The 22908-nt window shown below is 74.1% G+C and carries 26 protein-coding genes and 1 pseudogene; 8 read left to right on the top strand and 19 right to left on the bottom strand.

Going from position 1 to position 22908, the window contains the following annotated elements; genetic code table 11:
- Window positions 1–20 precede the first annotated feature (20 nt).
- Together ABZ807_RS20685 and ABZ807_RS20680 are read right to left on the bottom strand one after the other, a co-directional pair.
- Window positions 21–353, bottom strand: a pseudogene (locus ABZ807_RS20685) (response regulator transcription factor); the annotation flags it as partial.
- Window positions 350–1252 carry a sensor histidine kinase gene (locus tag ABZ807_RS20680; protein WP_357160171.1) on the bottom strand — a complete coding sequence of 301 codons (903 nt, stop codon included), beginning with the start codon at window positions 1250–1252 and terminating at the stop codon, window positions 350–352. The pseudogene ABZ807_RS20685 and the gene ABZ807_RS20680, both read right to left, overlap by 4 nt.
- Before the next feature lie 71 nt (window positions 1253–1323).
- On the opposite strand from ABZ807_RS20680, the gene ABZ807_RS20675 reads away from it, so the two are divergent.
- A complete protein-coding gene (locus tag ABZ807_RS20675) occupies window positions 1324–1521 on the top strand; it encodes a hypothetical protein (protein ID WP_357160168.1) in 198 nt (65 codons plus the stop codon).
- A 120-nt stretch (window positions 1522–1641) separates the two neighbouring features.
- On the opposite strand, the gene ABZ807_RS20670 is transcribed toward ABZ807_RS20675, so the two are convergent.
- Window positions 1642–1890 (bottom strand): hypothetical protein, encoded by a 249-nt coding sequence (locus tag ABZ807_RS20670; protein ID WP_357160165.1) that lies wholly within the window; start codon window positions 1888–1890, stop codon window positions 1642–1644.
- A gap of 237 nt (window positions 1891–2127) precedes the next feature.
- Between ABZ807_RS20670 and ABZ807_RS20665 the strand changes: the two genes are divergently transcribed.
- On the top strand, window positions 2128–2442 hold the full coding sequence (locus tag ABZ807_RS20665; protein ID WP_357160162.1) for a hypothetical protein: 315 nt from the start codon (window positions 2128–2130) through the stop codon (window positions 2440–2442).
- The gene (gndA, locus tag ABZ807_RS20660) at window positions 2409–3851 is read left to right on the top strand and encodes an NADP-dependent phosphogluconate dehydrogenase (protein WP_357160159.1); all 1443 of its coding nucleotides are present in this window, start codon (window positions 2409–2411) and stop codon (window positions 3849–3851) included. The genes ABZ807_RS20665 and gndA overlap by 34 nt, the downstream gene beginning before the upstream one ends.
- Before the next feature lie 215 nt (window positions 3852–4066).
- On the opposite strand, the gene ABZ807_RS20655 is transcribed toward gndA, so the two are convergent.
- The 3 genes from ABZ807_RS20655 to recO all read right to left on the bottom strand — a co-directional run bounded on the left by ABZ807_RS20655 (window position 4067) and on the right by recO (window position 6178).
- Window positions 4067–4261, bottom strand: a complete 195-nt coding sequence (locus ABZ807_RS20655) for a thioredoxin reductase (protein WP_357160156.1) — start codon at window positions 4259–4261, stop codon at window positions 4067–4069.
- Window positions 4262–4493: 232 nt separating this feature from the next.
- Window positions 4494–5306: an isoprenyl transferase gene (locus ABZ807_RS20650; RefSeq protein WP_357160153.1), complete on the bottom strand. Its 813-nt coding sequence runs from the start codon at window positions 5304–5306 to the stop codon at window positions 4494–4496.
- Window positions 5303–6178, bottom strand: a complete 876-nt coding sequence (gene recO / locus ABZ807_RS20645; protein WP_357160150.1) for a DNA repair protein RecO — start codon at window positions 6176–6178, stop codon at window positions 5303–5305. The genes ABZ807_RS20650 and recO overlap by 4 nt, the downstream gene beginning before the upstream one ends.
- A 102-nt stretch (window positions 6179–6280) precedes the next feature.
- On the opposite strand from recO, the gene ABZ807_RS20640 reads away from it, so the two are divergent.
- The gene (locus ABZ807_RS20640) at window positions 6281–7057 is read left to right on the top strand and encodes a DUF4097 family beta strand repeat-containing protein (protein ID WP_357160147.1); all 777 of its coding nucleotides are present in this window, start codon (window positions 6281–6283) and stop codon (window positions 7055–7057) included.
- On the opposite strand, the gene ABZ807_RS20635 is transcribed toward ABZ807_RS20640, so the two are convergent.
- The 8 genes from ABZ807_RS20635 to ABZ807_RS20600 all read right to left on the bottom strand — a co-directional run bounded on the left by ABZ807_RS20635 (window position 7044) and on the right by ABZ807_RS20600 (window position 14493).
- Entirely contained in the window at window positions 7044–8183 is a 1140-nt protein-coding gene (locus tag ABZ807_RS20635) for an acyltransferase (RefSeq protein ID WP_357160144.1), read from the bottom strand. The genes ABZ807_RS20640 and ABZ807_RS20635 overlap by 14 nt on opposite strands.
- A gap of 161 nt (window positions 8184–8344) precedes the next feature.
- The gene (gene era, locus ABZ807_RS20630) at window positions 8345–9241 is read right to left on the bottom strand and encodes a GTPase Era (RefSeq protein ID WP_357160141.1); all 897 of its coding nucleotides are present in this window, start codon (window positions 9239–9241) and stop codon (window positions 8345–8347) included.
- On the bottom strand, window positions 9238–9624 hold the full coding sequence (locus tag ABZ807_RS20625; RefSeq protein ID WP_357160138.1) for a cytidine deaminase: 387 nt from the start codon (window positions 9622–9624) through the stop codon (window positions 9238–9240). Before ABZ807_RS20625 ends, era begins: the two co-directional genes overlap by 4 nt.
- Entirely contained in the window at window positions 9617–11023 is a 1407-nt protein-coding gene (locus tag ABZ807_RS20620; RefSeq protein ID WP_357160293.1) for a hemolysin family protein, read from the bottom strand. Before ABZ807_RS20620 ends, ABZ807_RS20625 begins: the two co-directional genes overlap by 8 nt.
- Entirely contained in the window at window positions 10999–11472 is a 474-nt protein-coding gene (gene ybeY / locus ABZ807_RS20615) for an rRNA maturation RNase YbeY (protein WP_357160135.1), read from the bottom strand. The genes ABZ807_RS20620 and ybeY overlap by 25 nt, the downstream gene beginning before the upstream one ends.
- A 15-nt stretch (window positions 11473–11487) precedes the next feature.
- On the bottom strand, window positions 11488–12546 hold the full coding sequence (locus ABZ807_RS20610; protein WP_357160132.1) for a PhoH family protein: 1059 nt from the start codon (window positions 12544–12546) through the stop codon (window positions 11488–11490).
- A 217-nt stretch (window positions 12547–12763) separates the two neighbouring features.
- Window positions 12764–14137 (bottom strand): serine hydrolase domain-containing protein, encoded by a 1374-nt coding sequence (locus ABZ807_RS20605; RefSeq protein ID WP_357160129.1) that lies wholly within the window; start codon window positions 14135–14137, stop codon window positions 12764–12766.
- A complete protein-coding gene (locus ABZ807_RS20600; protein WP_357160126.1) occupies window positions 14134–14493 on the bottom strand; it encodes a histidine triad nucleotide-binding protein in 360 nt (119 codons plus the stop codon). The genes ABZ807_RS20605 and ABZ807_RS20600 overlap by 4 nt, the downstream gene beginning before the upstream one ends.
- Before the next feature lie 46 nt (window positions 14494–14539).
- Here ABZ807_RS20600 and ABZ807_RS20595 point away from each other — a divergent pair, with 46 nt between their 5' ends.
- Window positions 14540–15301: an SDR family oxidoreductase gene (locus ABZ807_RS20595; RefSeq protein WP_357160123.1), complete on the top strand. Its 762-nt coding sequence runs from the start codon at window positions 14540–14542 to the stop codon at window positions 15299–15301.
- 51 nt (window positions 15302–15352) lie between these two features.
- Here the strand turns inward: ABZ807_RS20595 and ABZ807_RS20590 are convergent, their stop codons facing one another.
- The 3 genes from ABZ807_RS20590 to hrcA all read right to left on the bottom strand — a co-directional run bounded on the left by ABZ807_RS20590 (window position 15353) and on the right by hrcA (window position 18329).
- Window positions 15353–16087 carry a 16S rRNA (uracil(1498)-N(3))-methyltransferase gene (locus tag ABZ807_RS20590; protein ID WP_357160120.1) on the bottom strand — a complete coding sequence of 245 codons (735 nt, stop codon included), beginning with the start codon at window positions 16085–16087 and terminating at the stop codon, window positions 15353–15355.
- 1 nt (window position 16088) lies between these two features.
- The gene (gene dnaJ, locus ABZ807_RS20585; protein ID WP_357160290.1) at window positions 16089–17231 is read right to left on the bottom strand and encodes a molecular chaperone DnaJ; all 1143 of its coding nucleotides are present in this window, start codon (window positions 17229–17231) and stop codon (window positions 16089–16091) included.
- A 75-nt stretch (window positions 17232–17306) separates the two neighbouring features.
- On the bottom strand, window positions 17307–18329 hold the full coding sequence (hrcA, locus tag ABZ807_RS20580; protein ID WP_154942492.1) for a heat-inducible transcriptional repressor HrcA: 1023 nt from the start codon (window positions 18327–18329) through the stop codon (window positions 17307–17309).
- Window positions 18330–18543: 214 nt separating this feature from the next.
- Between hrcA and ABZ807_RS20575 the strand changes: the two genes are divergently transcribed.
- Window positions 18544–19158, top strand: coding sequence for a DUF4870 domain-containing protein (locus ABZ807_RS20575; protein ID WP_357160117.1), 615 nt, complete (start codon window positions 18544–18546; stop codon window positions 19156–19158).
- Between the two features lie 43 nt (window positions 19159–19201).
- Here the strand turns inward: ABZ807_RS20575 and hemW are convergent, their stop codons facing one another.
- Window positions 19202–20425 (bottom strand): radical SAM family heme chaperone HemW, encoded by a 1224-nt coding sequence (gene hemW / locus ABZ807_RS20570; protein WP_357160287.1) that lies wholly within the window; start codon window positions 20423–20425, stop codon window positions 19202–19204.
- Between the two features lie 19 nt (window positions 20426–20444).
- On the opposite strand from hemW, the gene ABZ807_RS20565 reads away from it, so the two are divergent.
- Window positions 20445–21254, top strand: a complete 810-nt coding sequence (locus ABZ807_RS20565; protein WP_357160114.1) for an enoyl-CoA hydratase-related protein — start codon at window positions 20445–20447, stop codon at window positions 21252–21254.
- Window positions 21255–21361: 107 nt separating this feature from the next.
- A complete protein-coding gene (locus ABZ807_RS20560; protein ID WP_357160285.1) occupies window positions 21362–22225 on the top strand; it encodes a hypothetical protein in 864 nt (287 codons plus the stop codon).
- Window positions 22226–22258: 33 nt separating this feature from the next.
- On the opposite strand, the gene ABZ807_RS20555 is transcribed toward ABZ807_RS20560, so the two are convergent.
- Window positions 22259–22903 carry an MOSC domain-containing protein gene (locus ABZ807_RS20555; RefSeq protein WP_357160111.1) on the bottom strand — a complete coding sequence of 215 codons (645 nt, stop codon included), beginning with the start codon at window positions 22901–22903 and terminating at the stop codon, window positions 22259–22261.
- Window positions 22904–22908: the final 5 nt, after the last annotated feature.

Below are 22908 nucleotides of genomic sequence, written 5' to 3'. Positions count from 1 at the left end.
GCCGTGCGCAGTGCGTCGGCCAGATCCTTCGGCGGGGTGGTCTTCAGCATGAATCCGGACGCGTCGGCGCGCAGCGCGCGGTAGACGTACTCGTCGAGGTCGCAGGTGGTCAGCATGATGATGCGGACGTCGGCGCGCTCGGCCAGGATCTGCTCGGTCGCGGCTATCCCGTCCAGCCGCGGCATGTGGATGTCCATCAGCACCACGTCGGGCTCGAACCGGGCCGCGAGCCGCACGGCATCCTCGCCGTCGGCCGCGTCAGCGACCACCTCGATGTCGGGCTGCGCACCGAGGATCATCCGGAGTCCACCCCGGACCAGCGCCTCGTCGTCGGCGATCAGGACCCGGGTCACCTGGTGGTTCCCGTCGGGGAGAGCGCGGGCGCCGACGCCTCGGGGTCGAAGGGCAGCTCGACCCGCACCTCGAAGCCGCCGGAAGCGCGTGGGCCGGCGGTGACCGTGCCGCCGAACAGCTCCGCCCGTTCCCGGATGCCGGTCAGGCCGTGACCGGTGCCGCTGCTCCGGCGGCCGGGACCCGGTCCGTCGTCGACGACGTGCAGCCGCAGCCCGCTGCCGCCGACCTCGATCGAGACGTCGACGGTCGCCCCCGGGGCGTGCCGGGCGGCGTTGGTCAGCGCCTCCTGGAGAACGCGGTAACCGCTGACGTCGGCGGCCACCGGAACGCTGGCGAGATCGCCGGTGACGCGCACGTCGACCCGCCCGCCGGCGGCCCGTACCCCGGCCGTCAGTGCCTCGATGCGCCGCAACGGCGGGAGGCCCTCCGGAGCCGCCTCCGCGCCGCGGAGGATGACGAGCAGCCGGCGCAACTCGTTGACCACCTCGCGCCCGACCTCCTGCACGGCCTCGAGTGATTCGCGGGCCTGGCCCGGGTCCGCGCCGAGCACGGCCTGCGCCGCACCGGCCTGCAGCACCATCACCGAGACACCGTGGGAGACGATGTCGTGCAGTTCCCGGGCGACCCGCAGCCGCTCGTCGGTCCGGGCGGCCGCTTCCCGCTCGGCGGCGAGCGCGACCAGCCGGGCCGCCTGCGCCCGCCGCATCCGCACGGCGTAGGCCGGACCCAGCACCGCGAGCGCGACGAAGATGATGAACACCCAGTCGGAGTCGCCCGCGGCGGTGTTCTCGATCCCGAGCGAGACGAAGTAGCTGACCGCCGCGACGGCCGGTGCGGCGCGACCGCCGACGGCGACACAGCCGAAGCAGGCGCCGAGCAACGCCACCAGCGGCACCACCGGCCACTCCGGGAGGACCGGCGTGAAGCTCTGCGCGGCGAAACAGCCGCCGGCGAGGACGGCGGCCGCTCGTGGGTACGACGTGCAGCCCGCCGGTCGTGCTCACCGGTGGGCAGGTCCTCGACTTCGTCACCGAGGGGGCCCCGCTCAGGATCGCGGTCAGCGTGCTGATGGTGGCCGGGCTGTTCGGCCTGGCCCTCGGTGTCGACCGACGTCGCTCGGCAGACTCGCCCGGCGAGGCGAAGGCGCCGGTGGCCGCACACTCCTAGCCGGGGCGGGGGGGACGTGGGCGGGGTCGCGGCAGCACGCACGACCCCGCCCACTGGCGTCCCGGCCCGGCCCTCGACGCGATGGCGGGATCATCGGCCGGCCGCTGGTCGCCGCGCCGGTCAGCTGCGGCGGAAGGCGTACCGGCGGGTCTGGCCGGCGCGCTGGCTGCGCCCGGCGAACCGGGCGTCCCGACCGGGCGGCGGGCCGGCCTTCGGCGGTGGCGGGGTCTCCGCCTGCGTCGACGCCGGCAGGGCGACCGGCGCGGCCGATGTCACCGCGGGGATGTCGACGTCGGGCAGGGTCACGTCCATCTGGGACAGCCCGGCGGACGGCTTGCGGGATTTCTTCGGATTGCGTTTGGTGGGCATACGCTGCCTCCTGTCTGTGGCGCCGGTGGCGCGGCGAGCGGGAACGGGGCTGCCCCGGCGGACCCGACCACGGAAGGCGCCGAGACGACGGCGGCGGGTGGAATGCGGACGCCCGGAGCAGCGGCCCGCGGCGACGGCGGCGGGCCAGCTTCCGAATGATGGCGTCAGTTACGCATACCGGCAGGCTAACCGACGGGCCGGGCGACCCGCAGCCGAATTACCGGCACGGCCGGCGGCATGCTGATCGCGTTCTCGATCACCCCGCTCGGCGTGGGTGAGTCCGTCGGTGACCTGGTCGCCGAGGCCGTCCGGGTGGTCCGCGAGTCCGGACTGCCGAACATCCGGCCCGGGGTCACCGACGCGATGACCGCGAAGGTCGCCCACGTCGAGGCCCGCCTCGCCGAGGCTGAGAACGGACCGCCACCGCCCGCTCACCGGCCGCCGACGAGCAGGCCCGGACCGCCGCCGACCGCGATACGGTCGCCGTACGGGCAGTCCGACGAGAGGTGGCGGTACGGATGGCACAGCAGGCGACGGCGCAGATCGGCGTGACCGGTCTGGCGGTGATGGGCCGCAACCTGGCCCGGAACCTGGCCCGCAACGGCTTCACCGTGGCGTTGCACAACCGCTCACCGGAACGCACCCGCAGCCTGGTCGCCGAGCACGGCGACGAGGGCACCTTCGTGCCGTCGGAGTCCATGGCCGACTTCGTCGCCTCCCTCGAACGCCCCCGGGCGGTGATCGTGATGGTCAAGGCGGGCGCGCCGACCGATGCGGTGATCGACGAGCTGGTTCCCCTGCTGGAGTCCGGCGACATCGTCGTCGACTGCGGCAACGCGCACTTCGCCGACACCCGCCGCCGGGAGGAGGCGCTGCGCGGGCACGGGTTGCACTTCGTCGGCACCGGCGTCTCCGGCGGGGAGGAGGGTGCGCTGCACGGCCCGAGCATCATGCCCGGCGGCTCCGCCGAGTCGTACCGGAAGCTCGGGCCGATCTTCGAGAAGATCGCCGCGCAGGTGGACGGCACCCCGTGCTGCCGGCACATCGGCCCGGACGGCGCCGGCCACTTCGTCAAAATGGTCCACAACGGCATCGAGTACGCCGACATGCAGCTCATCGCCGAGGCGTACGACCTGCTGCGGGCCGGGCTGTCGGCGAGCCCGGCGGAGATCGCCGACATCTTCCGGGAGTGGAACACCGGCGAGTTGGAGTCTTTCCTGATCGAGATCACCGCCGACGTGCTCGCGCACACCGACGCGGCGACCGGCCGGGCCTTCGTCGACGTGGTGCTCGACCAGGCCGAGCAGAAGGGCACCGGCCGGTGGACCGTGCAGAGCGCGCTCGACCTGGGCATCCCGATCACCGGCATCGCCGAGGCGACGTTCGCCCGGTCGCTCTCCGGCCACGCCGACCAGCGCGCCGCCGCCCGCCGGGCCTTCGGCGACGCCGGCGAGAAGTGGCCGGTCGAGGAGCGGGACACCTTCGTCGAAGACGTCCGGCGCGCGCTGCTGGCCAGCAAGATCGTCGCGTACGCGCAGGGCTTCGACCACATCCGGGCCGGCAGCCAGGAGTACGACTGGGGCATCGACCTCGGCGGCACCGCCACCATCTGGCGGGGCGGCTGCATCATCCGGGCCCGCTTCCTGGACCGCATCCGCGAGGCGTACGACACCCAGCCCGACCTGCCGACGCTGCTGGTGGCGCCGTGGTTCACCGAGGCGGTCGGCGCCGGCGTGCCGAGCTGGCGGCGGGTGGTGGCCGACGCGGCCCGGGCCGGCGTGCCCACCCCGGCGTTCTCCTCGTCGCTGGCCTATTTCGACGCGCTGCGCGCGGAGCGGCTGCCGGCGGCGCTGATCCAGGGGCTGCGGGACAACTTCGGCGCGCACACCTACCACCGGGTCGACCGGGAGGGGTCGTTCCACACGCTCTGGGCCGGCGACCGCTCCGAAGTGCAGGCCTGAGCCACCGACCCGCTCGGCGCGCTCGGCGCGCTCGGCGCGGTTTGCGGCATGTCGCGGTGTCCTCGCCCGGGGAGACCGCGACATGCCGCAAACCGGGGGGCGCGGGCGGCCGGCGGCGCGGGTCGAGCCCGGTCAGGCGACGAGCCAGGACAGCCGGGTGGCGAACCGGTCGGCGGCCCGGCGTACGTCCACCACCGGGCTCGGCGCCGGGCCGGTCACCAGGCCCGCTGCCCGGTCTCGGTCGGCGCCCAGGCCAGCGCCGGGTCGCCGGTGGCCAGCTCGGCGATCTCGCCGGAGCGCACGCTCGGGGTGTGCCCCAGCTCGGCGCAGTGCTGCTCGGCGATCTCCGCACAGATCTCGGCCACCTGGTCACAGATCGGGCTGCCCAGGTCGGCCGCGTTCAGCCCCATGATCATTTTATCCCGGAGATCCGGCATCCCCACCCCCGTGGCCGACGCGCCCGGGCGGCGCGCCCTGGGCCGATCGTACGCGGGCGGGCCGCGCCGACCGGCCGGAACGCGTCAGCGCCGCCCCGAAGGGGACGGTGCCGACGAGGGTGGGACGTCAGTGGTCACCAGAACCGGCGACGCTTGGCGCTGCCGGAAATGTGGTACCCACACCGCCGCGTCGCTGAGCGTGACCTCAGACCTGCGGGGCGACCGGGTTCGGCAGCGCGCCGCCGAAGCGGCGGTCCCGCTGCGCGTACAGCTCGCAGGCGTACCAGAGGTGCCGGCGGTCGAAGTCCGGCCAGAGGGTGTTGAGGAACACCAGCTCCGCGTACGCGGTCTGCCAGAGCAGGAAGTTGGAGATCCGCTCCTCACCGGAGGGACGCAGGAACAGGTCCACCTCCGGGATCTCCGGGTGGTAGAGGTACTTCGCCACGGTCTTCTCGGTGACCTTCGCCGGGTCGAGCCGGCCGGCCGCCACGTCGCGGGCGATCGCGGCGGCGGCGTCGGCGATCTCCGCCTGGCCGCCGTAGTTCACGCAGAACTGCAGGGTCAGCGTCGAGTTGCCCCGGGACATCTCCTCGGCGGTCTGCAGCTCCGAGATGACGCTCTTCCACAGCCGCCCCGCCCGGCCCGACCAGACCACCCGCACGCCGAGGTCCACGAGCTGGTCGCGGCGGCGGCGGATGACGTCCCGGTTGAAGCCCATCAGGAACCGGACCTCGTCCGGCGAGCGCCGCCAGTTCTCGGTGGAGAACGCGTACGCCGACAGGTAGGGAATGCCCAGCTCGATCGCGCCCTCGATGGTGTCGAAGAGGCTGTGCTCGCCCTGCTCGTGACCCTTCGTGCGGGGCAGGCCGCGCTCCTTGGCCCACCGGCCGTTGCCGTCCATCACCACGGCGACGTGCTTCGGCACCGCCTCGGCGGGCAGCGCCGGCGGCCGGGCGCCCGACGGGTGCGGTGTCGGCGGCGCCGGCTCACGCCGGCCGGCCCTCAACGATCGGATCACTCGGTCATCCCCCTGTCCGCGCCGTCCACGCCGGCCCCCGCGCCGGGCGGCGGCGGGACCGGGCCGGCCCCGCCACCGCCAGGTGCCGGGACCGCACCGGCCGCCGGAGCACCCCGGTCGACCAGCGGCAGCGAGCGTAGCGCGCGCTCCAGGTGCCACTGCAGGTGCGCCGCGACCAGGCCGCTGCACTCCCGGCGTACGCCGGTCTCGGTGGCGTCGGCGACCCGCCAGTCGCCACTGGTCAGCGCGGACATCAGGTCGATGGTGGCCGGCGCGGGGTGGGCCGCGCCCGGTGGCCGGCAGTCCGGGCAGACCGCGCCGCCGGCCGGCACGGAGAACGCCCGGTGCCGCCCCGGCGTGCCACAGACCGCGCAGGCGGTCAGCGCCGGTGCCCAGCCCGCGAGGACCATCCCGCGCAGCAGGTACGCGTCGAGCACCAGCGTGGTGGCGTGGCTTCCCTCGGCCAGCGCCCGCAGCGCGCCGAGGGTGAGCTGGAACAGCCGCAGCGAGGGCTCCCGCTCGACCGGGGTGAGGCGTTCCGCGGTCTCGGCGATCGCGCTGGCCGCGGTGTAGCGGGGATAGTCGCCGAGGAACCGCTTGCCGTACAGGTCGATCCCCTCGACCTGGCTGACCGTGTGCAGCGAGCTGCCCAGGTTGCCCTTCGGGTCACCGGCAAGCTGGAGGTCGACGTGGCCGAACGGCTCCAGCCGGGCACCGAACCTGCTGGTGGTGCGCCGGACGCCTCGGGCCACCGCCCGCAGCCGGCCGTGCCGGCGGGTCAGCAGGGTGATGATCCGGTCGGACTCGCCCAGTTTCTGCACACGCAGGACCACCGCGTCGTCGCGGTAGAGCTGTCGGCGGTACCCGGGCATCGGGCCATTCTCTCTCGGGGTGGGAAATCAGGGTCGGTTCGGGGTGGACCGGCGCCGGGCCCCCGATGTGCGGCGGGCGGGACCGGTCGTAGGTTGCTGACCATGGCTCTTTCCCGCACCGCCGTTGCCCTGGGCGCGGCCGCCACCGTCATCCTCGCCGCCGGGTGCGACACGCTCTCCTTCCGGCGGCTGGACTTCGACCACACCGAGGCGGTACGGATCAGTACCGTCACCGTACGGGCGGGCGCGGGCGACGTGGTGGTCCGGGCCACCGGTCCGACCACCGAGGTACGGATCAAGCGGGTGCTGCGCTACCAGGGCGACCAGCCCCGCACGACGTACGAGGTCCGGGGCGACGAGTTGGTGCTGGACGCGGAGTGCGGCCCCCGCTGCACGGTGTCGTACGAGGTGACCGCACCGGAGGGGGTGCGGGTGCGGGGTGAGAACGGCTCGGGCGACGTCGAGCTGACCCGGGTCGGCGCGGTGGAGTTCACCCTGGGCTCGGGCAACATCCGGGTCGCCGGCGCCACCGGCCCGGTACGCGCCGAGACGAGCTCCGGGAACATCGAGGTGGAGGACGTGGCCGCCCCCGTCAACCTGCGCGCCTCGTCGGGCGACATCACCGGGCTACGGCTGCGCGGCCAGGTGGACGCCGAGGCCAGGTCGGGCAACGTCACGATCGAGCTGGACGAGCCCGTCTCGGCGCGGGCGCACGCCGCCAGCGGCGACGTCGAGCTGGTGGTGCCCGCCGGCCGCTACCGGGTGCGGTCCAGCACCGGGTCGGGCGGCAGCGAGCTGGGCGTGCCGAACGATCCGGGGGCGTCCCTGGTGCTCGACCTGAGCACCGGTAGCGGGAACGTGCGGCTCAGCCAGCGTTGATCTCGACGGTGGCGACCTCGGGCACCCGTGGAGCGGGGATCGTCGCCCGGCCGGCGGCGCCGGCCGTCGACCGGCGCGGCGGCTGGGTGCCGTCGCCGGTGCGGGTCGGCCGGGGCGCCGGTGGGCGCCGGCCGCCCGGCACCAGCTCGGGCGGCCGCCGGGCGGCCACGTCCTCCACCCAGCCGACCAGCAGGGTGACCACCCCGACCAGGGCGAAGACCAGCACCACCCGGATCGCCAGGCCGAGCGGATCCTGGTGCGACCAGCCGACCACGTCGACCAACGGGGTGAGCAGCACCACGAACGACATGTGCCACAGGTAGACGGTCAGCGCGCGGCGGTTGAACACGGTGACCACCCGGCTGAACAGCGGGCTGCGCTCGATCCAGTCCGCTGTGGCCGGGGCCCGGCCCAGCAGGACCAGGATGAACCCCGCGGACCAGAGCGCGTTGCCCAGGGGGATGTCGTTGAGGTCGAAACCGCGCGGCCCCGGATGGGTGAGGATCCAGGCGCCCCCGGCACCCGCCAGCGCGAGCGCGGTCGGGACGAGCACCCGGTTGGCGAGCCGGCGCAGCAGGCCGTCGTGGTGGGCGAAGCCGAGCAGCCAGGCGCCGAAGTAGATGCCGAACTCGCGTAGTGGCGCCGGTGCGGCGGGCAGCAGACCCAGCTCGATCACCAGCAGCAGCGCGTACGGCACGGCCAGGGTGGCGACCGGCGCCCGGCGGAACAGCCAGAGGGCGACCGGCGAGGCGAGCAGGAACCACAGGTAGTCGCGCAGGTACCAGATGACGCTCAACGCCAGCGCGCCCCAGTGGTTCGCCGGAGGGTCGGCGACCGGGAAGAGCCAGAGCAGCACCTTCGGGGTCAGCGGCAGGCCGGTCAGCAGCATGGCGGGCACGAAGACGACCGCCGCCACCCAGAGCGAGGGCAGCAGGCGGCGCAGGCGGCGCAGCACGGCCGAGGCGCGGGAGCGGTCCAGGGAGGCGGCCATCAGCGATCCGGCCAGGGCGAACATCACCGCCATCGCCGGGAAGACGAGGGTCAGCGACGCCCAGCCGGTGACGTGGTAGACCACGACCCGGACGATGGCCAGGAAGCGGAGCAGGTCCAGATATCGGTTGCGCATGAGCCTGCATCTGTGTCGGGGGCAGGGGAGCAGGAACGCTCCCTACCCTCCGACTTCGCCCCGCCAAACGGCCAGCGCCCCGGCCGAAAGTGAACCTTCCCATACCACTGCCCGCAAACCGGTCAGTGATCGGCGTCACCCGGCGACCGCCGGCGGTGGCGTCAGAAGCCGAGCTTGCGCAGCTGTTTCGGGTCCCGCTGCCAGTCCTTCGCCACCCGTACGTGCAGGTCGAGGTAGATCCTGGTGCCCAACAGCTCCTCAATCTGCTTCCGGGCCGCGGTGCCGACCGCCTTCAGCCGGCTGCCCCGGTGACCGATCACGATCGCCTTCTGGCTGGGCCGCTCGACGTAGACGTCGGCGAAGATCTTCATGACCTGACCCTCGGGGATCATCTCCTCGACGACCACCGCGATGGAATGCGGCAACTCGTCCCGGACCCCCTCCAGGGCCGCCTCCCGGATCAGCTCGGCGACCAGCACCTGCTCCGGGTCGTCGGTGAGCATGTCGTCCGGGTAGAGCTGCGGCGACGGCGGCAGGTAGCCGGTCATCACGTCGACCAGGGTGTCCACCTGGTGCCCGGAGACCGCGCTCACCGGCACCACCTCGGCGAACTCGCCCAGCTCGCTGACCGCCAGCAACTGCTCGGCCAGCCGCTTCCGGTCGACCAGGTCGGTCTTGGTCACCACCGCCAGCACGGTGGCCTTCAGCTCGGCCAGCTCACCGGTGATGAACCGGTCGCCCCGGCCGATCGGCTCGTCCGCCGGGATGCAGAGGCCGATCACGTCGACCTCGCTCCAGGTCGAGCGGACCAGGTCGTTGAGGCGCTCGCCGAGCAGCGTGCGGGGGCGGTGCAGCCCGGGGGTGTCCACCAGCACCAGCTGCGACTCCGGGCGGTGCAGCACGGCCCGGATGACGTGCCGGGTGGTCTGCGGCTTGCTCGAGGTGATCGCGATCTTCTGCCCGACGATCGCGTTGGTCAGCGTCGACTTGCCCGCGTTCGGCCGCCCGACGAAACAGGCGAACCCGGCCCGGTAGGGACGCTCCCCGATGGCGGTCACTCGACCACCGTGCCGAGGACGGTGCCGTCCGGCCCGGCGACGTGGATCGGCGCGTCGGCGGAGAGGTCCCGCACGGCGGCGTGCCCCGCCCCGTCCAGCGTCGACGCCTCGGTCACCACCACGGCGGCCTCCAGCCGGCTCGCGCCCGCCGCCACCGCGGAGGCGACCGCGAGCTGGAGCGCGGTGATGGTCAGCGAGGGCAGCGAGACGCTCGCCGCGGCGTACGTCCGGCCGTCCTGGTCACGGACCGCCGCGCCCTCCACGGCCGCCGCCCGGCCGCGGGCGCCACGCGCCAGGACGACCAGCTTGCCGTCCTCGGCGCTCAGCTGCGCCGGGTCGGACGGGGTGGGCCGGGCGGCCGGTACGGCGGCTGTCTCAGGCATCGGCGGGTTGCCTCTCCTCGGTTGTGGTCTGGTTGGTGCGGGACTCGGCCTGTTCGCCGCGCCCCGACCCGTCCGGCGCGTCGGTCGGCTCGACCCGGCTGACCAGCACGGTGTCTATCCGGTTGCGCCGCCCGGTGGTGCCCTCGGCGATCAGCCGCAGCCCGGCCACCTCGGCGCGGGCCCCGGGGATCGGCACCCGGCCCAGGGACTGGGCCAGCAGGCCGCCGACCGTCTCCACCTCGTCGGTGGGGAGCTCGGTGTCGAACAGCTCGCCCAGGTTTTCCACCGGGAGCCGGGCGGTGACCCGCACCGACCCGTCCTCCAGGTGTTCCACCGGCGGGCGTTCGACATCGTACTCGTCGGTGATCTCACCGACGATCTCCTCCAGGATGTCCTCGATGGTGACCAGGCCGCCGGTGCCGCCGTACTCGTCGACGACGATGACCAGGTGGTTGCGGGCGGCCTGCATCTCGGAGAGCAGGTCGTCGACCGGCTTGGACTCGGGCACGAAGGTCGCCGGGCGCATCAGCTCCCTGACCGGCGTCCGCTGGTCGCGCGGGTCGCCGCCCTGGGTGCGCCGGATGAGATCCTTGAGGTAGAGCACGCCGAGCACGTCGTCGACGCTCTCCCCGATCACCGGGATACGGGAGAAGCCGGAGCGCAGGAAGAGCACCAGCGCCTGGGGGAGCGTCTTGCCCTCCTCTATCCAGACCATCTCCGTGCGGGGCACCATCACCTCGCGGGCGATGGTGTCGCCGAGCGCGAAGACCGAGTGGATCATCTGCCGCTCGCCGTGCTCCACGACGCCGCGCTGCTCGGCCAGGTCGACCAGCTCCCGCAGCTCCACCTGGCTGGCGAACGGCCCCTCACGGAAACCGCGCCCCGGGGTGACCGCGTTGCCGATCAGGATCAGCAGCGAGGCGAGCGGATTCAGCGCCCGGCCCAGCCAGCGGACCAGCGGCGCCACCGCCCGGCCCACCGCGTACGCGTGCTGCCGGCCGATGGTGCGTGGCGCCACGCCGACCACGACGAAGCTGACCACGGTCATCGCGCCGGCGGTGACCAGCGCCGCCCACCAGCCCGCGCCGAAGGTGTCCACCGCGACGAGGGCCACCAGCGTGGTGGCGGTCAGCTCGGCCAGCAGCCGGAGCAGGAGCAGCAGGTTGAGGTGGCGTACCACGTCGCCCGCGACGGCCTGGAGGGTACGCGCGCCGCGCGCCCCGTCCCGGGCCAGCTCGGCGGCCCGGGCCGGGGAGACGGCGGCCAGCGCCGCCTCGGTCATCGCGATCAGGCCGGCGAGCACCACCAACCCCGCGGCGAAGAAGATCAGCTGGAGGTCGGGTAGGTCGGCGGCGGTCGCCGCCTGGGTGGTCATCACCGGGTCCGGGTCGACCGCCAGCTGCCCAGCAGTCGGGCCTGGAGCGCGAACATCTCCCGCTCCTCCTCCGGCTCGGCGTGGTCGTACCCGAGCAGGTGCAGTACGCCGTGCACGGTGAGCAGGTGCAGCTCGTCGGCGGTGGTGTGACCGGCGGTGACGGCCTGCTTCGCCGCCACCTCCGGGCAGAGCACGATGTCGCCGAGCAGGGCGGGCTCACCGCCGGCCGGGGCGCTCTCGCCCGGCCCGTGATCGACGCTTCCCTCGTCCATCGGGAAGGCGAGCACGTCGGTCGGCCCGTCCCCACCCATCCAGCGGTGGTTCAGCTCGGTCATGTAGTCGATGTCGACCAGCAGCACGGAGAGCTCGGCGAGGGGGTTGACCCCCATCTCGTCGAGGGCGTGCCGGGCGACGGCGAGCACGGCGTCGGTGTCGACCTCGACACCGGACTCGTTGGCGATCTCGATGGACAACTGTCTTCCTCTGGGTTAGCGGCGCCGGCCGGCCCGGCCGCCCTGGGCGGTCCGCCCGGGCACGGCGTGCACGCTCTGCGCCTGCTGGTTCTCCCGCTCGGCGTCCCAGCGGGCGTACGCGTCGACGATCTCCCCGACCAGCTTGTGCCGGACCACGTCCGAGCTGGAGAGCTGGGCGAAGTGCACGTCCTCGACGTTCTCCAGGATCTCCCGGACCACCCGCAGGCCGCTGGTCGTCCCGCCGGGGAGGTCCACCTGGGTGACGTCACCGGTCACCACGATCTTGGAACCGAAGCCGAGCCGGGTGAGGAACATCTTCATCTGCTCCGGCGTGGTGTTCTGCGCCTCGTCCAGGATGATGAACGCGTCGTTCAACGTACGCCCCCGCATGTACGCCAGCGGCGCGACCTCGATCGTGCCGGCGGCCATCAGCTTGGGGATGGTCTCCGGGTCGAGCATGTCGTGCAGCGCGTCGTAGAGCGGCCGCAGGTAGGGGTCGATCTTCTCGTTGAGGGTGCCGGGCAGGAAGCCCAGCCGCTCCCCCGCCTCGACCGCCGGCCGGGTCAGGATGATCCGGTTGACCTGCTTCGCCTGGAGCGCCTGGACGGCCTTCGCCATGGCGAGGTAGGTCTTGCCGGTGCCGGCGGGGCCGATGCCGAAGACGATGGTGTGCGCGTCGATCGCGTCGACGTAGCGCTTCTGCCCGAGCGTCTTGGGGCGGATGGTGCGCCCGCGCCGGGAGAGGATGTTGAGGGTGAGGACCTCGGCGGGCCGCTCCGCGCTGCCCTGCTCGAGCATGCCGACGGTACGCCGGACGGCGTCAGTGGTCAGGGTCTCGCCTTTCTCGATCAGTTCGAGCAGCTCGCTGAAGAGGCGCTCGGCGAGGGCGTTGTCCGCGGGCGCGCCGGTGATGGTGATCTCGTTGCCGCGCACGTGCACGTCACTGTCGACCGAGCGTTCGACGAGGCGCAGGATCTCGTCGCCCGCGCCGAGCAGGTTGACCATGATCTTGGAGTCGGGAACCGTGATCCTGGTCTGCACCCGGGGCGGGCCGGGAGGTGGGGTGCCGGTCATGGATTCGGGCCGTCGGGCCCTGTGCCACCTGCTTCCGATCTCGGCGCCGGGCCCTGCTGGCGCGGCGTGCGGACGTTACACCCATCGTATCTGCTCAACACCGGCGGTACCGCGCCCATTTCCGCGGCCCACGGGGGCGGGGGCAGGGCGGGCGATACCTCGCAGCGGCACCGACACGACGCACCCGCACCCCGCCCGCGGGCGGCCGGCGGCCCGGTCAGCCGGCCCGGAAGTCGTACCGGTCGAAGGTCTCCTGGTGGCGGGTGAACCGGTAGGTCGCCCAGTGCATCCGGACCACCGTCCCGTGCTCGTCGCGGGTCAGCCGCAGCAGCTCGCCGACCTCCCGCCCGGCGACCGTCCGGAAGACGTCCGGAGAGTCCGGCAGCGGCACGAAGACCGCCGGGGGCCGGCCCACCGGGTCCTCGGCGCCCCGGGCGCGCAGGGTCCCGTCGTGCCAGCTGAAGACGTACTCGAAACCCTCGCCCCACCAGCGGCCCAGCATCCCGCGCAGCGGCCCGGGCGCGGAGCCGCCCGGCCGCCAGGGCGCGATGTCCGCCGGGTCGTGCTCGGCGGACGCGGCGAGCAGCCGGTGCGGCAGGTCGAAGACCTCCGCCGCCGTGCTGGAGGAGCCGAGCACCGCGCAGCCCATCGCGCCGGCCGTGCCGTCGCCGCCGCGCCGGCCGTAGACCGCGGCCAGGAAGCCCGGCATCGCGCCGTCATGACCGACGTGCACCACCCGGTCCGGGTACGGGACCAGGATCAGGCCGAGCCCGAAGCCCGCCGCCCAGAGCGTCTCGTCGGTGGTGGTGAGCGGCCAGCGCATCTCGTCCAGGGTGGCCGGGGCGAGCACCGCGCCGGCCGGGTCCAGCGCCGCCGGGTCGGCCAGGAACGCCGCCCACCGGGCCATGTCGGTCGCGGTGCTCCACAGCTGGGCGGCCGGGGCGATCGCGCCGAAGTCGGTCGGCGGCTCCGGGTGCGCCTCGTCGGAGTACGCGTCGACCAGGAACCCGGTCGCCGCCTGCGGCCCCGGCGTGACCGAGGTGCCGGCCAGCCCCAGCGGGGTCAGCACCCGCTCACCCAGCACCTCGGCCCAGGAGCCGCCGCGCAGCTCGCCGACCAGCCGGCCGAGCAGCGCCATGCCCAGGTTGGAGTAGTGGTAGCGGCGGCCGGTCGGCAGCACCTGCTCCGCCCGGGCCAGCTCGGCGACCAGCTCGTCCGCGCCAGGAGCGCGCAGCGTGTCCCAGACGTCGCCGTACGGCTCGCGTTGCAGGCCGGCGGTGTGCGACAGCAGCCGGCGTACGGTCAGCTCCCCGTGCGCGGGCAGCGCCAGGTGGCGACCGATCGGGTCGTCCAGGTCGAGCAGTCCGTCGTCGCGGCACTGCAGCACCAGCACCGAGGTGAAGGTCTTGGTCACCGAGCCGATCCGGAAGCGGGTGCCCGGACCGAGGTCGGCGTCGGTGCCAGTCCCGCCGACCTCGCAGGTCCACAGCGGCCGGTCGGCCCGGTGCAGGGCCGCCGAGAGGGCCGGCACCCGGGCCTGGGCCTGCACCCGGCGCACCATCCGGGCCAGCCGGTCGTGTCCAGCGGTCACGCGACGTCCCGGGCCAGCATCGGGCCGAGCGGCGCGCCGCCGAGCAGGTGCGCGTGCACGTGGAAGACCTCCTGGCCGCCGTACGCGCCGGTGTTGAACATCAGCCGGTAGCCGTCGCCGAGCAACCCCTCGTCCTCCGCCACCGCCGCCGCCGTGGCGAGCAGTTCGCCGGCGAGCGTCGGGGCACCCTGCCCGAGCGCGGCCACGTCGGCGTAGTGCTCCTTCGTGATCACCAGCACGTGCACCGGCGCCTTCGGGTCGATGTCGCGGAAGGCGAGGGTGGTGTCGGTCTCCCGGACGATGGTGGCCGGGATCTCCCCGGCGACGATGCGGCAGAACAGGCAGTCGGATCCCATCGGGGCATGGTAGGCCGTGCCGTCCGGCTGGGGCATGATGTGCCGCGTGACTTCACGGGCGGTACTGGTGACGGGGGCCTCGCGCGGCATCGGCCGCGCGGTGGCGCGGGCGTTCGCGGCGAGCGGGGACCGGGTGGCGATCCACCACCGGGACTCGGCGGAGGCGGCCGAGGCGGTCCGCGCCGCACTCCCCGGCGACGGGCACGTCGTGGTCCGCGCCGACCTCACCGACCCCGACGCGGTCCGCGCCATGGTGGACGAGGCTGCGGCGCGGCTCGGCGGCCTGGACGTGCTGGTCAACAACGCCGGGGTGTACGGCGAGCGGGACGCCCCGCACCCGGTCTTCGGCGCCTCCTACGCCGAGTGGCAGCGGCAGTGGCGGCTGGTGCTGGAGACCAACCTGACCGGGGCGGCCAACGTCACCTGGTGCGCCGCCCAGCACATGCGGGACTGCGGTGGCCGGGTGGTGAACGTCTCCTCCCGGGGCGCCTTCCGGGGCGAGCCGGACCAGCCCGCCTACGGCGCCAGCAAGGCCGGCCTGAACGCGCTCGGCCAGTCCCTCGCCGTCGCGCTCGCCCCGTACGGCATCGCGGTCGCCACCGTCGCGCCCGGGTTCGTGGCGACCGACATGACGACCGAGCACCTGGCCGGCGAGCGGGGCGACGCGATCCGGGCGCAGAGCCCCTTCGGCCGGGTGGCCCGCCCGGAGGAGATCGCCGCCGCGGTGTACTGGCTCGCCAGCCCCGAGGCCCAGTGGGCCTCCGGCACCATCGTCGACCTCAACGGCGCGTCGTACCTGCGCACCTGACCGGCGCGCCGACACCGTCGTGGCGGCGTGCCGGCCTGTCGGCGGGACGGCCTACCAGCGGCCGAGGCGGGTGGCCAGCACGCTCAGCGCGGCCACGCCGGCCGTGGACGTACGCAGCACGGACGGGCCGAGCCGGACCGGGCGGGCGCCCGCGTCGGCGAAGGCGGTCAGCTCGACCGGGGCGATGCCGCCCTCGGGGCCGACCACCAGCACGACCTCGCCCGTCCCGGGCAGCTCGACGGTGGTCAGCCGCTCCTCGGCCTCCTCGTGCAGCACGAACGCGGCACCGGCCCCGGTGATCCGCCGGACCACGGTGGCGGTGGACTCGTCCGGGGCGCCGGCCACCACCGGCAGCCACGGCCGGCGGGCCTGCTTGGCCGCCTCCCGGGCGGTCGCCACCCACTTGTCCCGGGCCCGTACGCCCCGGTCGCCGCGCCACTGCGTCACCGAGCGGGACGCCGCCCAGGGCACGATCTCGTCCACCCCGACCTCGGTCATCGCCTGCACGGCCAGCTCGCCCCGGTCCCCCTTGGCGATGCCCTGCACCACCACGATCCGGGGGACGGGCGCGTCGGCGTACCCCCGGGAGGTGACGTCGAGGTCGAGGGTGCCCCGGCCGACGGCGGTGACCACCGCGGCGGCCGTGCCGCCCCGACCGTCGGCGAGGAGCAGTTCCTCGCCGACGCGCAGCCGCTGCACGGTGGCCGCGTGGTGGCCCTCCGGGCCGTCCAGGGTCAGCGTGTCGCCGGTGGGCAGCGCCTCGACCAGGAACAGCGGCGCGGACACGTCAGGCGTGCCCGTTGAAGGCGTCGCGCATCCGGGAGAAGAAGCCGCCCTGCTTGGTCAGCTCGGCGACCTCCTCGCCCCGGGTCTTGGCGAAGTCGCGCAGCATCCGCTCCTGGTCGGCGTCGAGCTTGGCCGGGGTCCGCACGTCGAGGTGGACGTAGAGGTCACCCCGGCCGGTGCCGCGCAGGTGCGGCACGCCCCGGGCGCGCAGCCGCAGCGTGCTGCCCGGCTGGGTGCCGGCCTTGACGTCGACCGTCTCCTCGCTGTCCAGCGTCTTGATGGTCAGCCGGGTGCCGAGGGCGGCGGCGGTCATCGGCACGGTGACCCGGCAGTGCAGGTCGTCGCCCTTGCGGGAGTACACGTCGTGCGGCCGCTCGTGGATCTCCACGTAGAGATCGCCGGCGGTGCCGCCACCCGGGCCCACCTCGCCCTGCTGGGCCAGCCGGATCCGCATGCCGTCCTCGACCCCGGCGGGGATCTTGACGGTCAGCGAGCGGCGGGTGCGCACCCGGCCGTCCCCGGCGCAGGTCGGGCAGGGGTGCGGGATGGTGGTGCCGTACCCCTGGCAGACGGTGCAGGGGCGAGCGGAGACCACCTGGCCGAGGAAGGTGCGCTGCACCGACTGCACCTCGCCCCGGCCGCCGCACGCCTCGCAGGTGGCCAGGTGGGTGCCGGCCGCGGTGCCGGCGCCCGAGCAGGTGGTGCAGAGCACCGCGGTGTCCACGGTGATCGGCGCCTCGACGCCGAACGCGGTCTCGTGCAGGTCCAGCTCCAGCCGCAGGATCGCGTCGGCGCCCGGCCGGGTGCGTGACCGCGGCCCCCGGGCGCCGCCCGCGGCACCGCCGAAGAACGCGTCCATGATGTCCTGGAAACCGACGAACGGGCCCGCCCCGCCGGGACCGCCCGGGCCGGCGCCGCCGCCACCCGGGGCGAGCGGGTCGCCGCCGAGGTCGACGATCTGCCGCTTCCGGTCGTCCGATAGGACCTCGTACGCGGCGTTGATGTCCTTGAACTTCTCCTGTGCCTCCGGGTCCGGATTGACGTCCGGGTGGAACTGCCGCGCCAGCTTGCGATAGGCGCGCTTGATCTCGTCGTCGGAGGCCTCCCGGCTCACGCCGAGAATGCCGTAGTAGTCCCTGGCCACTGCGTTCGGTGTCCTCATGTTCGTCTCGCGTTGCGCGGTCGTCGGCCGGAGCCGGCCACCGGCCCCTGCCCTGGGTCAGTTCTGGGCCAGCAGCTCGCCCACGTAGCGTGCCACGGCCCTCACCGTGGCGATGGTGCCGGGGTAGTCCATCCGGGTGGGTCCGAGCACGCCCAGGCCGCCGACGATGGTCGCGCCCGGGCCGTACCCGGTGCTGACCACCGAGGCGGCCCGCAGGTTGTCGATCTCGTTCTCGTCGCCGATCAGCACCCGGGTGGTGCTCGGCTCGGCCTCGCCGATGAGCTTGAGCAGCACCACCTCCTCCTCGAGCGCCTCGAGGATGGGGCGAAGCGAGCCCTGGAAGTCGAGCAGGCCGCCCCGGGTCAGGTTGGCGGTGCCGGCCAGCGCGATGCGCTCCTCGTGCCGTTCGACCAGCGTCTCCAGCAGCACCGTGGAGAGCGTGGTCATCGCCCCGCGCAGGTGCGGGGCGGACTCGTCGACCAGCGCCTGGACCAGCGGCGGGGTCTCCGACAGCCGGCTGCCGACCAGCTTCTCGTTGACCAGCCGGCGCAGGTCGGTGACGTGGTCGGCGGGGATCGGCGCGGGCAGCTCCACCAGCCGCTGCTCGACCCGGCCGGTGTCGGCGATCATGACCAGCATCAGCCGGGTGGTGGAGATCGGCACCAGCTCCAGGTGGCGTACCGACGAACGGGCCAGGCTGGGGTACTGCACCACGGCGACCTGCCGGGTCAGCTGGGCCAGCAGCCGGACGGTGCGGTGCACCACGTCGTCCAGGTCGACCGCGCCGACCAGAAAGCGCTCGATCGCCCGGCGTTCGGCCGGGCTCAGCGGCTTGACCCGGGAGAGCCGGTCGACGAAGAGGCGGTAGCCACGGTCGGTGGGCACCCGGCCGGCACTGGTGTGCGGCTGCCGGATGTAGCCCTCCTCCTCCAGCACGGCCATGTCGTTGCGCACCGTCGCCGGGGAGACGCCGAGCTGGTGCCGCTCGACCAGGGCCTTGCTGCCGACCGGCTCCTGCGTGGCGACGTAGTCCTCGACGATCGCGCGCAGCACGGCGAGCTTGCGGTCGTCGAGACCCATCTCCACCTCCTGACGCAGGTCGGCCCGGGGCAGCTGGCCCGCCCCGGGCGAGCGCACTGGCACTCGACTGTAGCGAGTGCCAGTCTACGTCGGCGCCCCCGCCAGCGCGATGATCAGCGACAGACCACCGGTGCGGCGACAGGGCCGAACAGCCGGACATCCCGCGCGATGTCGCTCTGGTGCACCCTTGCCACCAGCCCCTACCGTGACATCCATGACTGAACCACCTCGCCCTCCCGGAGCGGGGGACCCCGGCGACCGGCCGGACCCGACCGCCCCCTCCGGCTCGTCGTACGAGCCGCCCACCGCACCACTGTCCGGGGCACCGGCCGCGGGCGGCTATCCCCCGCCCGGCGGCTATCCGCCACCCACCGGTGGCCAACCGCCGTCGGGCGGCTACCCCCCGCCGGGCGGCTACTCCGCGCCGGGCGTCGGCTATCCGACCGCCGGCGGATACGGCGCTCCCGGCGGCGGCTACGCCACCAACGACGACAAGACCTGGTCGCTGATCGCGCACTTCGGCGGCCCGGTCGGCGTGATCGTCGGCGGCAGTCTGCTCGGCTGGGTGGCGCCGCTGATCGCGCTCTCCGCCAAGGGTCAGCAGTCGCCCACCGTGCAGGCGCACGCGACGGCCTCGCTGAACTTCCAGATCACCTGGGCGATCGCCAGCGCCATCGGCTTCGTCCTGGCCATCATCACCTGCGGGATCCTCTTCTTCATCCCGCTGCTGACCGCCCTGGTGCCGATCATCTTCGGCATCATCGGCGGCGTGAAGGCCACCGAGGGTGTGGTCTACCGCTACCCGATGAGCTACGCCTTCAAGAAGTGACCGGTCCCGGCCGGCCCGCGTGGGCCGGCCGGCCCGCGGCAGGTCAGGGCAGCAGGTCCCGTACCACGGCGTCGGCGAGCAGCCGGCCGCGCAGGGTGAGCACGGCGCGGCCGGCCGCGTACTCCGGGCCGGCCAGCAGGCCGTCGGCCAGCGCCCGCTCGGCACCCGCCCGGCCCGCCGGGTCGAGGGCGTCCAGCGGCAGCCCCGAAGCGAGCCGCAGCCGGAGCATGACGTCCTCCATGTGCGCCTCGTCGGCGCTCAGCACCTCCCGGGCCAGGCCGGGTGACTCCCCGGCGGCCAGGCGCTTCGCGTACGCCGTGGGGTGCTTGACGTTCCACCAGCGCACCCCGCCGACGTGGCTGTGCGCCCCCGGGCCGAGGCCCCACCAGTCCGCGCCGGTCCAGTAGAGCAGGTTGTGCCGGCACCGGGCCGCCTCGGAGCGGGCCCAGTTGGAGACCTCGTACCAGGAGAAGCCGGCCGCGCCGAGGGCGGCCTCCGCGGCCAGGTACCGGTCCGCGGCCACGTCGTCCGAGGGGTACGGCAGCTCGCCGCGCCGCATCCGGGCGGCGAGCCGGGTGCCGTCCTCCACGATCAGGGCGTACGCGCTGACGTGGTCCACCCCGGCGGCGACCACCTGGTCGAGTGAGGCGGCGAAGTCCTCCGCGCGCTCCCCCGGCGTGCCGTAGATCAGATCCAGGTTGACGTGGTCGAACCCGGCGTCGCGGGCCTCCAGTGCGGCGGCGGTGGCCCGGCCGGCGCTGTGCTTCCGGTCGAGGATCGCCAGCACCCCGGGCGCGGCGGACTGCATGCCCAGCGAGATCCGGGTGTACCCGGCCGTCCGCAGCGTGCGCAACGACTGCGGGGTGACCGACTCGGGGTTGGCCTCGGTGGTCACCTCGACGTCGGCGGCCAGCCCCCAGGTGCGGTCGATGCCGTCCAGGATGCGGGCCAGGTCGTCGGCGGGGAGCAGGGTGGGCGTGCCGCCGCCGACGAAGACGGTGTCCACCCGCGGCGGCGGGGTGTCGCCGAGGACCCGGGCGGCCAGCGCCAGCTCGGCCAGGACGGTGTCGGCGTACGACTCCCGGTCGGCGCCGCCGCCGAGCTCAGCGGCGGTGTAGGTGTTGAAGTCGCAGTACCCGCAGCGGCTGGCGCAGAACGGCACGTGGACGTACACGCCGAAGCCGCGCGCGCCGACCGCGCTCAGGGCGGTGGCGGGCAGCGACCCGTCGACGGGGACGGTCTCGCCTTCTGGAAGGACGCCGGGCATGGCCACTAGTGTGCCCGGCATGACGTCTCCCGACCGCCTCGTGCGGGTCGCCACGGCCCGTGGGGTGACCACCCTCACCCTGGACAGCCCGCACAACCGCAACGCGCTCTCCACTCCCCTGATGACCGAGCTGCTGGCCGGGATCGCCGCGGCGGTCGCCGACGACGCCGTACGGGTGATCGTGCTGGACCACACCGGGCCGGTCTTCTGCTCGGGCGCGGACCTGAAGGAGACGTCCGCCGCGTACGCCAGCGGGACCGTGCCGGCCGGGATGCTGGGCGACGTGCTGGCAGCGGTCTGGGAGTGCCCGAAGCCGGTGCTGGCGAGGGTGGCCGGGCCGGCCCGGGCCGGCGGGCTGGGCCTGATCGCGGCCGCCGACCTGGCGGTTTGCGCGCAGGAGGCGACGTTCGCCTTCACCGAGGTGCGGATCGGGGTGATTCCCGCGGTCATCTCCGCCACCGTGCTGCCCCGGTTGCACCCGCGCGCGGCGGCCGAGCTGTACCTGACCGGGGACATCTTCGACGGCCGGCGGGCCGCCGAGATCGGCCTGGTGACCGCGGCCGTCCCGGCGGACGGGCTGGACGCGGCGGTGGAGCGCTGGTGCGCCTCGCTGGTACGGGGGGCGCCGCGGGCGCTGACCGGCGCGAAGGAACTGCTGCGCCGCCCGGCCGCCACCGACCTGCGCGGCGAGATCGCCGAGCTGTCCGCCCTCTCCACCGGCTACTTCCTCTCCGAGGAGGGCCGCGAGGGAGTGCTGGCCTTCCGCGAGAAGCGATCTGCTCGATGGGTGGCCGCTCTGGACGGTGGTCCGGCAGAGCAGGCACGGTAGCGCCCACCTCGGGCGGTTTTCTTCCTTTTATCCCGGGAACGTGAACCGGTCGGCCGACCCGGCTCGCGTTTCGGAGACGTACGCTGGTGTGGACCGTGAGACAGGAGGTGCGGGTGCGAACCAGGGCAATAGTGGCAGCCGGTGTCGTGTTCGCGGTCGTCGCCCTTCTCGGGGTCTGGGTCGTCGTCCGCCAGCTCGGTGGACAGCTCCGGCTCCCCGTCGCCAGCCGCACCTGCACCGTCCAGGCCGACGGCACGGTGGTGCTGGACGCCGACCAGATGGCGAACGCGGCGACCATCGCGGCGATCGGCATCCAGCGGCAGATGCCCGAGCGGGCGGTGGTGGTGGCCCTGGCCACCGCGTACCAGGAGTCCGGCCTGCGCAACCTCGCCGGCGGCGACCGGGACTCGGTCGGCCTGTTCCAGCAGCGACCCAGCCAGGGCTGGGGCACCCCGGAGCAGATCCGCGACCAGCGGTACGCGGCGAACCGGTTCTACGCCGCACTGAAGAAGGTGCGCGGCTGGGAGACGATGCGGGTCACCGACGCGGCCCAGGCGGTCCAGCGGTCGGCCTTCCCGACGGCGTACCAGAAGTGGGCGGACGAGTCCGAGGTGCTGACCCGGGCCCTGCTCGGCGAGGCGACCGGCGCCGTGGCCTGCACGGTGGGCCGGACGCCGGCGATGCGGGGCGAGGCCGCCGCGGCCGCGCTGACCCGCGGCCTGACCCTGGACTGGGGCCTGACGGGCACCGGCACGGTCGCCGCACTGACCGGGCTCACCGTGCCCGCCGCCGACCGTCGCGACGGCTGGCGGTACGCCCACTGGCTGGTGTCGCACGCGCCCGACCACGGCGTGAAGCGGGTCCGCTTCGCCAACCTGGAGTGGACCGCCGAGGAGGGCACCTGGGCCAAGGTGTCCGACGGCCGTCCCGCCGACGCCCAGGTGTTGGCGGAGGTCTTCGCCGAGGGGTGACCCCGGCCGCCCGCCGCGCGGACGGCGACCGGGTCAGGGGCGGCTGCCCGCCACCCGGCGGCGCACCTTCGCCAGGATCGGCTCCGGCAGCTCGGCGGCGTCGAGCAGCCGGGGCAGCAACTCCGGTTCGAGGCTCGTCGCCCGGAACACCTCGCCGATGGTGACCCCGTGCGCCGGGCGGTCCACCACCTCGACCGGGTCGCCCGCGCCGACCTCGCCCTCGCGCAGCACCCGCAGGTACGCCCCGGGCGCCGCCCGCACCGTGAACCGCCTGATCAGGTCGGGTACGCCCCAGAAGCCGGCGAAGGTGGTGCACGGGGTGCGCGGCTTGGTCACCTGGAGCACCGCCGAGCCGATCGCCCACTGCTCGCCGATGACCGCCCCGGTCACGTCCACCGCCCAGGTGGTCAGGTTCTCGCCGAACCCGCCGGGCGGGACGGTGCGCCCCAGCTCGGCCGACCACCACTCGGCGTCCTCCGCCGCGTACGCGTAGACCGCCTGGTCGGGGCCGCCGTGGTGGGCGCGTTCGCCGATGAAGTCTCCGGTCACCCCGTCGGCGCGCAACAGCACCGCGCCGTCGACCGGCCGCTTGTCGATGCCGCTGCGGCCGCTCACGTCGCCCGCCCACTCCGCCTCGGTCACCACGCCGAGGTTCACCGCCGCCAGCCTGCCCGTCATGGCCG

Origin of the sequence: Micromonospora sp. NPDC047548, from assembly GCF_040642975.1 — a bacterium.
GTDB lineage: Bacteria > Actinomycetota > Actinomycetes > Mycobacteriales > Micromonosporaceae > Micromonospora.
The sequence above is the reverse complement of the archived record's forward strand: the minus strand, read 5'-3'. Positions and strand labels throughout refer to the sequence as shown.